Source organism: Bellilinea sp., from assembly GCF_053501535.1.
The window spans coordinates 1-8,437 of the sequence record NZ_JBRCOK010000051.1 but is presented as its reverse complement, the minus strand read 5'-3'; the positions used below and the strand labels follow the sequence as shown (position 1 = coordinate 8,437).

The 8,437-nt window shown below is 62.9% G+C and carries 8 protein-coding genes; 3 read left to right on the top strand and 5 right to left on the bottom strand.

Going from position 1 to position 8,437, the window contains the following annotated elements; genetic code table 11:
- Positions 1–202 precede the first annotated feature (202 nt).
- The 5 genes from ACWIZX_RS05840 to ACWIZX_RS05820 form a co-directional block, all read right to left on the bottom strand.
- Entirely contained in the window at positions 203–1,039 is an 837-nt protein-coding gene (locus ACWIZX_RS05840; protein WP_448335117.1) for a glycoside hydrolase family 25 protein, read from the bottom strand.
- Between the two features lie 14 nt (positions 1,040–1,053).
- Positions 1,054–2,982: a phage major capsid protein gene (locus ACWIZX_RS05835; protein WP_448335116.1), complete on the bottom strand. Its 1,929-nt coding sequence runs from the start codon at positions 2,980–2,982 to the stop codon at positions 1,054–1,056.
- On the bottom strand, positions 2,979–4,409 hold the full coding sequence (locus ACWIZX_RS05830; RefSeq protein ID WP_448335115.1) for a hypothetical protein: 1,431 nt from the start codon (positions 4,407–4,409) through the stop codon (positions 2,979–2,981). The genes ACWIZX_RS05835 and ACWIZX_RS05830 overlap by 4 nt, the downstream gene beginning before the upstream one ends.
- Before the next feature lie 29 nt (positions 4,410–4,438).
- The gene (locus ACWIZX_RS05825; protein WP_448335114.1) at positions 4,439–5,980 is read right to left on the bottom strand and encodes a hypothetical protein; all 1,542 of its coding nucleotides are present in this window, start codon (positions 5,978–5,980) and stop codon (positions 4,439–4,441) included.
- 126 nt (positions 5,981–6,106) lie between these two features.
- On the bottom strand, positions 6,107–6,418 hold the full coding sequence (locus tag ACWIZX_RS05820) for a hypothetical protein (RefSeq protein ID WP_322793050.1): 312 nt from the start codon (positions 6,416–6,418) through the stop codon (positions 6,107–6,109).
- A gap of 126 nt (positions 6,419–6,544) precedes the next feature.
- Here ACWIZX_RS05820 and ACWIZX_RS05815 point away from each other — a divergent pair, with 126 nt between their 5' ends.
- The 3 genes from ACWIZX_RS05815 to ACWIZX_RS05805 all read left to right on the top strand — a co-directional run.
- Positions 6,545–6,805 carry a hypothetical protein gene (locus ACWIZX_RS05815; RefSeq protein WP_448335113.1) on the top strand — a complete coding sequence of 87 codons (261 nt, stop codon included), beginning with the start codon at positions 6,545–6,547 and terminating at the stop codon, positions 6,803–6,805.
- 13 nt (positions 6,806–6,818) lie between these two features.
- A complete protein-coding gene (locus ACWIZX_RS05810) occupies positions 6,819–7,682 on the top strand; it encodes a TadE/TadG family type IV pilus assembly protein (protein ID WP_322793052.1) in 864 nt (287 codons plus the stop codon).
- Positions 7,624–8,437: pilus assembly protein TadG-related protein (locus tag ACWIZX_RS05805; protein WP_448335112.1), on the top strand; the 814-nt coding region annotated here is incomplete at its 3' end. The genes ACWIZX_RS05810 and ACWIZX_RS05805, both read left to right, overlap by 59 nt.

Genomic DNA, 8,437 nt, shown 5'->3' with positions numbered 1-8,437 from the left:
TTGGGGGAGGATGGAAGGGGTGATTCCGGTTAGCAGTGGTGAGTTTGGCTGCGCTTGGAGTGCCATGAACAGCCCCATGTCCTTTTGAGCGAGCGACAGCGAGCGCGGCAATCTCCCTTCCTTGAGGGAGACTCCTCGCTGCGCTCGGAGTGACGTTAACCCGGGCATGTCCATTTGAGCGAGCGACAGCGCGCCGTAAAAATCACTTTTCAAGGTGCAAATCGGGGTGGGCGGCCCACAAACGGCGCACCATCTCCTCCAGTGAGAGTTTGGGCGGCGCGCCGGACACGGCTGTTTGACCGCACCAGGCACGCAGGTCGCTCAGGCTGCCGTTGAACCAGTTCAGGTCGAGCGGCTGCCCGCCGCCGCCCGGCAGGATGAAGCGGTCGCCGCTGAACTGCCACATGCGCCAGTTTTTTACACCGCGCGGCAGCGCAACGCTGAAGGTGCGCGGCAGGTGCTCACCGCGCAGGGTTTGCCAGTCCACGGTTAACTTGCCGCGCGGGTAGGGGTACTGCGCCAGCCAGACCTCCCACTCCGCCAGCCAGTCCAGCATCGGGGCGGCATAAGCCTGCACAAAGGTGGTGCGGGTGTAGATCAGGGTGGGTTTGGCGGTGCGGCGGGCAATGCCTTCGGCAACCAGCCGGGCGCAGCGGCTGATCTCGGCGGGCGGCAAAACGCGGGTAATTTTGCGGCTGACCCACTCATCCCAATCGCGCCAGTGCTGCTCGACATCCACCGCGCAGAAGTCCAGCGGCAGGTCATCGCCGGCGCGCAGGAAGTTTTCCACCTGCCGGGCGGGGTCGTTGGTCGGGTCGCACCAGTGGTAACCGCCGGTCAGCAGGCCGGCGCGGCGGGCGGCGTTGAGGTGCTGGCTGCGCCGCCCGTCGCGCAACTGGCTGCCCTGGCTGATCTTGACCACCGCAAAAGCCACACCTGCAGCGCTCAGCGTCCCAAAGTCCACAAAGTCGTTCCAGTGGGAGACATCCACACCGAGGGCGCGTTCATCCGGCGGCGTGAGGGGTCGGGGTTCAGCCATTGGCTCGTTCATGGTCAGGCCACGTTGGCTTTGTAAAGCGGGCGGTAATCGGCAACGAACACGCTCACCCAGTGGCGCACCTTCATGCGGATTTCGTCATGGGTGAACAACGCCCCGCTGGTTTCGCGGTCGGCGATGAAGATTTCCGGCAGCAGGCCGAAGCGTTCGCCGAGGATGATGGCGGGGGCGAGGCGCGGGTCGGCAGCGGCGGCCCAGTCGTTCGGGTCGTTGAATTCCGGACAGGTGATCACATCCCCCATTTCGCCGCGCTGAAGATTTTCCGAAAAGATGTTGGCTTCGCGCTCAAAGGATGGGTAGAGGATGCGCATGGCGGTCAGGCGCAGGGCGCGCGGCACAATCAGGTAACGCGCATCCAGCGCCAGTTTGGGAGCGCTGCCGCCTTCGGCCACCAGCATGGGCTGTTCGTAAATGGCTTTGCTGGCGGCTTCCCACGCTTCGCTGGAAAGGGCAGCGGTGCCTAAATTGCGGTGATTGGCGGCATGAAACACCGCGCTGCCATCCGCCATTTGCGGGCCGACCCCGTTATTGGCGGTGAAGACGCTGCCCACCAGCGCCGAGATGCGCCGCAGGGCGGCTGAGGCCAGTTTGCGCGGGTACTGGCGCAATTTGTGGGTTTCGTCGCGCTCGAACATCTCCAGGGTGAGCGCCACATAACCGCCGTATTTGCCCCACTCGCCCACTTCGGCCGAATCGCGGATCGCCAGTTCGTTGTAGGCGGCTCCTTCGGCAACGCCGGGCAGTACGCTCACCTCGCCCACCAGCACGCCGGTAATCGGGTGCAGGCTGGAAAAATGCTCAACGCTGACAATCGGCTCCCACCAGCGGTAACCGCTGCGCCCCAGTTCTTCCCAACCGCTCAGCACCAGTTTGTTGAGGGCGTCTTTCAGCAAACCCGGCAGGGTTGCCGTGGTCGCCAGGCGCACGCGTTCCGGGTAGTAACCGCCGTAGAAGTCATAGTCACCGGTCAGCAGGGTGTACAGCTCGCGGATGCCGCTCAGCCGGGCGGCTTGCAGGCCGGCCAGTTCTTTGGGTTTGGGGATGCCCAGCAGGTCATGCACGGCGGCGTTCAACTCGTCCTCCGGCGAGTGCACGGCTTCGATGCGCGGCGGACCCTGCACCCACTGTCCGGCGGTCAGCTGATGCACCATCCGGCGGGTGTCCTCGATGGCGCGCTGCAGGTCGGCGGCTTCAAACACCCGCCCGCTGAACTGGCGGCGGATGCTTTCGGCAGCCGGCGCGGGCAGGTGCGCCGCCGCCAACGATTGTTCCAGCAGCAGGCGGCACAATTCGCCTTCCAGCACATCCGTCTTGCTCGCGGCCGGGGCTGGTGCGCTTTCGCCGGCGGCTGAAGATGGGGTAAGGGATTGTTCGTTCATCAGGTTTCCTCCATCGCGTGAAAAAGGGTTGAAAAGGAAGGGTTGAAATTGTTGATTGAGGGCGCGCAGAAATGTCCCGCCGCGCGCCGGTTGGATGACACAGTCCACCGACAGGACGCGCAGGATGCGCTCCACCTCGCGGCCGCGGGCGGTGAACAGCAAATCTGCCGAAAAGCCCACCTGCGGCCGGACGGTTGCTTGCAGCATGGCGCTGCCCAGGGCGCGCAGCAGCCCGGCGGCCGGCCCCAGCGGTTTGAGCCGCAGGCGGATGCCCTGGCGCTGTTCGTCCCACTGCGGGTCATACACCACGCCCGCCAGATCGCGCAGGCTGGGCTGGGCGGGATGATGGTCGAGGTAACACTCGCGCCCGTCCCACAAAGGCAGCGACTGACGCAGTACCTCGGCGCCGAACACCCAGCCGTTACCTTCTCCGGCGCTGATCGCCAGGATTTCAAATTCGCCCAGCGCTTCGGCGTTCAGTTGAACGCGGGCGGCGCAATCTACCGGCCCCGATTCGGCAATGCTTGGAACAGTTGGCGCGTTCATGTCAGCCCCCCGCCTTTGGCTTCGCCGCTGAGCAAATCTACCTTGCCCGGCGGAAAACCGCCTGCTCCGCGCGGTGCAACCCCGCTGGGCGGGGCGGCTCTGCCGCGCTGCAGCAGTTCTTCGACCTGCGCCGTTTCGCCGATGAAACGGTACGCCACGCGCAGCAATTCGGGGTCGTCAATCAGTCCGCGGTCGCGCAGTTGAGTCACAACCGCCAGGATGTGGTTGCCGGCCAGCCCCAGCGCCACATTGTCGCGCGCCGAAAGATCGCCGCCGTGCACACGGATGCGGGCGTGCGGGTTGACCCGCCCGCCGCCGGGGCGGCTGCCCTGCGCCAGCGCGCGGCGGAGCACCGCAATCCCCAGCAGATCGCCCACCACCTGGAGGAAGAACGCCTGACGCTGTTCAAAGCGGCGGTAGGTGGGGCCGCCGGCGGCTTCGGCGGTGGTGCGCGTGCTGGATTCCGGCTCGGCAAGGAAGTGCAGCGGCAGACCCGTGCCGGCGGCAATCATTTTCTTGATGGCCAGGCCGTCGGTGTTGGCGTCATCCGCTTCCAGATGGGGTTGAATCACCTCCCAGCTTTCGTTTTCGTCGGCAACCAGAATCGAACCGGGGGCGGGTGGTTGAGCATTCAGCCGCTGCTGGCGCGCCAGCCGTTCACCCTCGCTGGTGAAGCGTGAACGGACTATATAAAGGAAAGCCGTGCGGTAGCGGTTGAGGCGGGCGCGGTCTTCCAGCCAGTTGGCGTAGCGGCTCAGCCAGCGCAGCACCGGCAGCAGGTCGGATTCGCCCCACACGCAGCCGACCGGGCGGTTGATGGCGTAATGGCGCATCACGGGCCGAAAACTGCCGTCCGCTTGGGGGCAGTCTTCCAGCGGATGGTAGGCCTGCCAGGCGGGTGACTCGCGCCCGTCCAGGGCGGGGGCGGGCAGGTACTCCAGTGGTTGATCCACATCGTTGGGGCGCGTGCGGATTTCGTCAATCTGCCCGGCCGGCACGGCGCGGAAGTAACTCATCCCGCCCGGGTCGGTCGAAATCAGGATGAAGAGATTGCCGCTGCGGGTCAGTTCATCGCACCATTCGGGCAGGCGCAGGCTCATCTGGTTGAGCGGGTGCTGCCACAATTCGTGTAAAAAGCGGCTGGTGGCCGGGTGCTCGCAGGTAAAGGTGATTCCGCCGCCCACCACATACTGGGTGGTCAGTTCGACAATGCGCCGCGCCAGCGGGTTGACCCGCCAGGCTTCCAGTGCCTGCCGCAGCGCTTCGCGCCGTTCGGAAAACGGCCGTTCGTGGACGGCGGCGGCTGCCGTGTGCGCCCCCAGCGTGAAGGTCTGGTCGGTTTCGGTTTGCAGGGCTGCCCGTACCTGACGGCGCACCTCATCCGCCAGCAGGCGGCGTTTCAGTCCTTGCCACAGGGTTTCTTTCATATTCACCTCGTTCGAAGCGTGGATTTTTTTCAAAAACCGCGGTCCAAATCGCCCAGTGGGTCGCGCCCCGGCACGATCAGCGTTTCTCCGCCGGACGGCAGGGGTTGATCATCCAGCACGGCGCACAAGGCGGCGGAGATGAGCAGGTCGTCATGCGCCGGCTGGCCGGTGAGCGGGTCGCGGCTGCCGTCCGGCACGCCCCAGCGCATTCGCTTTTCGGGTCCGGGCAGAATTTCGTACTGGCACAATTCCAGCTGGCGGGCAAACAACCGACCCAGTTCGTCATCGGCGGCATCGGCGGCTTCCTTCCAGCGTCCGCTTTCCACCAGCGCCAGAAAATCCCAGCCCAGTTTGCTCTTGCTGGCTGCCGTAAAGGTGAAGGGCATCACCCGTCCGGGCAGGGCGCGGCTGAGGAAGTCCGCCAGCCCGGCGCCTACGCCGGTAGCGTCCACCACCAGCCGGAAAGGACGCCAGGTTTCGGCCAGCGCGCGCAGCTCGGCATAAAGGTCGCTGTGACGCACGCCCACCCACAGGCGGCGCTGCACACAGCGGTAGGTCGGTGCGCGCAGAATGGGGTCGGCGCAGGTGCTGCCGTCCACGGCAACAATCGTCAGGGCGGTGGCATCCCGCGAGGAGTTGGGCAGTCCTTCGCTCATTGCAACCGCCGAAGCGGGGTTTTCCTCCATGCCGGCCACATCCAGCAAAAAGGCGTAAGTCTGCCCGGCTTGCGGCTGATTCAGCAGGGGGTGGTTGCCCGCCATGCGCGCCCGGCGCTGGGGTGAGAACAGCCCGCCCTGCCCGTCAATTTCCTCGCTGTAATACTGGCTGCGCACGAACGGGTGCTGCCGGCCCAGCCGCGCCACCTGTTCGGCAACGAATCGGGCGTAGGCGGGTACTTCGGCAGCCACCTGATCGGCGCCGGCAATGAATAAGCGCTGCACGCCGTCCTGCTGCTGAGCGAGGCGTGCCAGGCGCAGTTCGCGCGCCAGCAGGGTCTGACTGGTCCACGCCGTGCCCCAGAATACGCGGGTGGCATTGGTGGAGGCTGCCATGGGAGCAATTTCTTTGTCGTATTTTTCGATTTCAACATCCTGGGCTTCGTCCACTTCCAGCAATGCGCTGGCGGTTGCGCCAACGATGTTGCTGTGCGGTTCGCCGCTCAGAAAGAACATGCGCGCCTTGCCAACCCGGTAGATGTAGCCGTTTTCCTTGACCCAGCGCCCGCGCAGCAGGCTGTTGCGTTCCAGTACGCGCTGCAGTCGGCGCATGGCGTTCAGGGACTGCGGCTTCCAGGTGGGGGAGATTTTGACCATTTCGGCTTCGCAGTCCTGCAAACAGGTCAGCAGGTAAGCCTCCAGCTGCGCCTGTACCTCGTTTTTGCCGGACTGGCGCGGGAACATGACCACAAAGGTCAACCCCTGCCGGTACAGCACCGAGCGGGCAATGGCGCGGATGACCGCGCTCTGATAGGAGCGCAGACGGATTTTGCCGAAGGCGCGCGCATACAGCAGCGGGTCTTGCAGGGCTTCGCGCAGGGTGATGACCAGAGCATCGTTTTTGTTGGAATTCATACACCTCCTTTGAAAACAGGGATGGGGCGGGCCGAGAAGGGGGCCGGCGGCAGGCGCCGCTCCGTGAGGGGATGCCGTCCGGCGGTCAATATCGTCCGCAACTCAGCCCGCCCGGCCGGGAGAGAATCAATCCTGCCCTTCGCTGAGCAGCGAATGGATGCCGTTGGCTTCCATTTCGGTGCGGATTTCCTCCAGTGCGGCCCGCACCAGATCGCCGCTGGATTCCTGCTCGCTGAGCGACTGCTCGGTTTTCAGCAGGGTCGCCAGACTGGCACAGGCGCGCGAAACCGTGTGCAGCACCGAAAGCAGTTCACCCAGTGAAATGCCGTCATCGGCCAGGGATTGGGCGCGCCGAATCAGCAGGCGCATCATGCGAATTTCCTCGCTCAGTTTGCCGCCGTTGCGCGGCCGTTTGGATGGACTGACGGTTCGGCTCATCTTCCCTCCCGTTAATATAGAATGATTGTTCTATTCCGTGAACAGTTTAGAGCAGGAAAGGACGGCCGTCAATCTGTCAAAAAGTGCAAATTCTGGCATTGAATCTGCACCTTTGTGCAGAGGGAAATGTCCGATTTTGATGACACTGGCTTTACAAACAGGTTACAACCGCTTTACAGTTGCCTTTCAGAGCCGGATTTTTGGCTCAGCCTGCGCTATACTCAAAAGGCGGTCAGAAGTCGTGTGCGTTGGCTGAATTGTCTAAAAATGGTTACAAAAAGGTGTATGGTGAATGACAAAACACCAAAAACAAACCAAAAACTATTGACTTTTATACCGCGTTGTCTTATTGTAAAAACAGCAGAAATCGTTTCTTTCTGCTGCTGAGCACAGGTGGCGTATGTTCCAAATCTTGCAAACCATCCAAAAGCCGTTCCGGCGCTTCCGCCGTCATCCTGTCTGGCGGGATGGGCGCGCTCAATCCTTCGTTGAATTGGCGCTGGTGCTGCCGGTCTTGCTGATCATGCTGCTGGGTCTGGTGGAAGTGGCCATTTTCATTGGCCGTTATCTGGACATTCTTGACCTGACCCGCGAGGCAGCCCGTTTTGCCTCGGTACGCGATCCCTTCCAGTATTCCCCGCCTTCCGTCTGGCCGTCCGGTCAAAACTGCAATGGCCCGCAAAACCCGGCCCGTCCGGTGGGGGTGGATTATTACAACATCAACGAACGCTGCATGACCTGCAGCGATCCCAATTACTTCCACTTTTACTACACCACCGCCTGCATCTTCTCGCCGCCGGCCGGCAGTGACACCTGCCGGACAAATGACCCCTTCTGCAATGGCTTGAATCCGTATGTCACCTTCAACCCGGCCACCGATGATGTGGTCATCTCGGTGTACACCGTTTCCAACCGCACGGTCACGCATGTCTGGCCGCGCGATGATGTCTGGCCGAATACCGGCTACTGGGCGCTTTCCGATCACGATGAGGACACCAATCACAACGGCAACTGGCGCACCGATTGCCGCGGAAACGTTGTCCGCAGCCAGCCTTATTACACCCGTGACCGGGTCATCAATGCCCTCAATGATACGCTTGGGCCGGCCAGCAAAGGTTTTGTAGCCGTCGAGTTCTACTACTGCTATGAACAAGTACTCAACCTCCCGCTTTTCACCCAATTTATTCCAAATCCGCTCAGAATCCATGCCTACACCCTCATGTCCCTCCCCGCGGCGCAGCCCACGCCCACTCCCAAGCCCTGAGTCTGGCCGACCATCGGCTTCGCAAGGACAGATTCTGGTCATCTTTGCGGTGGCCTTTCTGGTGCTGCTCTTCTTTATCGGGCTGGCGATTGATGCCGGTTCGCTGTATGTTACCTACGGTCATCTCAAGCGCGCTGTGGATGCCGGGGCGGTGGCGGCTGCCAACACCTTCAAACGCGGTGAAAATCTGGCGAGCATGACGGCTGCCACCGAAGAGGTGTTGATTTTGCACAATGTGGATACCTCCACACTCGATCTGCAGGTCTTCATCTGCGATGCGGACGGCGATTCGAACCGCGATGGCAACCTGCCGGCTGAGTTTTATGCCCGCTGCCCGGATACTTCTGCCGGGCAATCACCCCGCAAGCTGGTGTGGGTGGAAGCTACCCAGCGTGCCCCGCTGTATTTCCTCGGCCTGATGGGGTTTGGGCCGGTCAACCTGACCACCAACGCCATTGCCGAAGCGGCGGCGGTGGATCTGGTGATCGTGCTGGATATTTCCGAATCCATGGCCAGCGATACAGCCGGCTTCATCCCCGACGATTATGACCCGGATTCCACCTGCAACCCGTTCACCCGCACGCCGCCGGCCAACCGTGCCGCCCCGCCGCCGGCCGGCGCCTGCCTGCCGATGTGGCACGCCAAGAACGCCGCCGATGCACTTATTTCGCGCATGTATCAGGGCTTCGATCAGGTGGCAATCATCACCTACGACTCGCGTGCCGAGCTGCATCCCATCCCCAACCTGCGCGGGG

Coding starts and splice junctions, on each gene's coding strand:
- ACWIZX_RS05825 (WP_448335114.1), bottom strand. CDS start 5,980: ATGAATTCCAACAAAAACGATGCTCTGGTCATCACCCTGCGCGAAGCC.
- ACWIZX_RS05810 (WP_322793052.1), top strand. CDS start 6,819: ATGTTCCAAATCTTGCAAACCATCCAAAAGCCGTTCCGGCGCTTCCGC.
- ACWIZX_RS05830 (WP_448335115.1), bottom strand. CDS start 4,409: ATGAAAGAAACCCTGTGGCAAGGACTGAAACGCCGCCTGCTGGCGGAT.
- ACWIZX_RS05840 (WP_448335117.1), bottom strand. CDS start 1,039: ATGGCTGAACCCCGACCCCTCACGCCGCCGGATGAACGCGCCCTCGGT.
- ACWIZX_RS05835 (WP_448335116.1), bottom strand. CDS start 2,982: ATGAACGCGCCAACTGTTCCAAGCATTGCCGAATCGGGGCCGGTAGAT.
- ACWIZX_RS05815 (WP_448335113.1), top strand. CDS start 6,545: ATGTCCGATTTTGATGACACTGGCTTTACAAACAGGTTACAACCGCTT.
- ACWIZX_RS05820 (WP_322793050.1), bottom strand. CDS start 6,418: ATGAGCCGAACCGTCAGTCCATCCAAACGGCCGCGCAACGGCGGCAAA.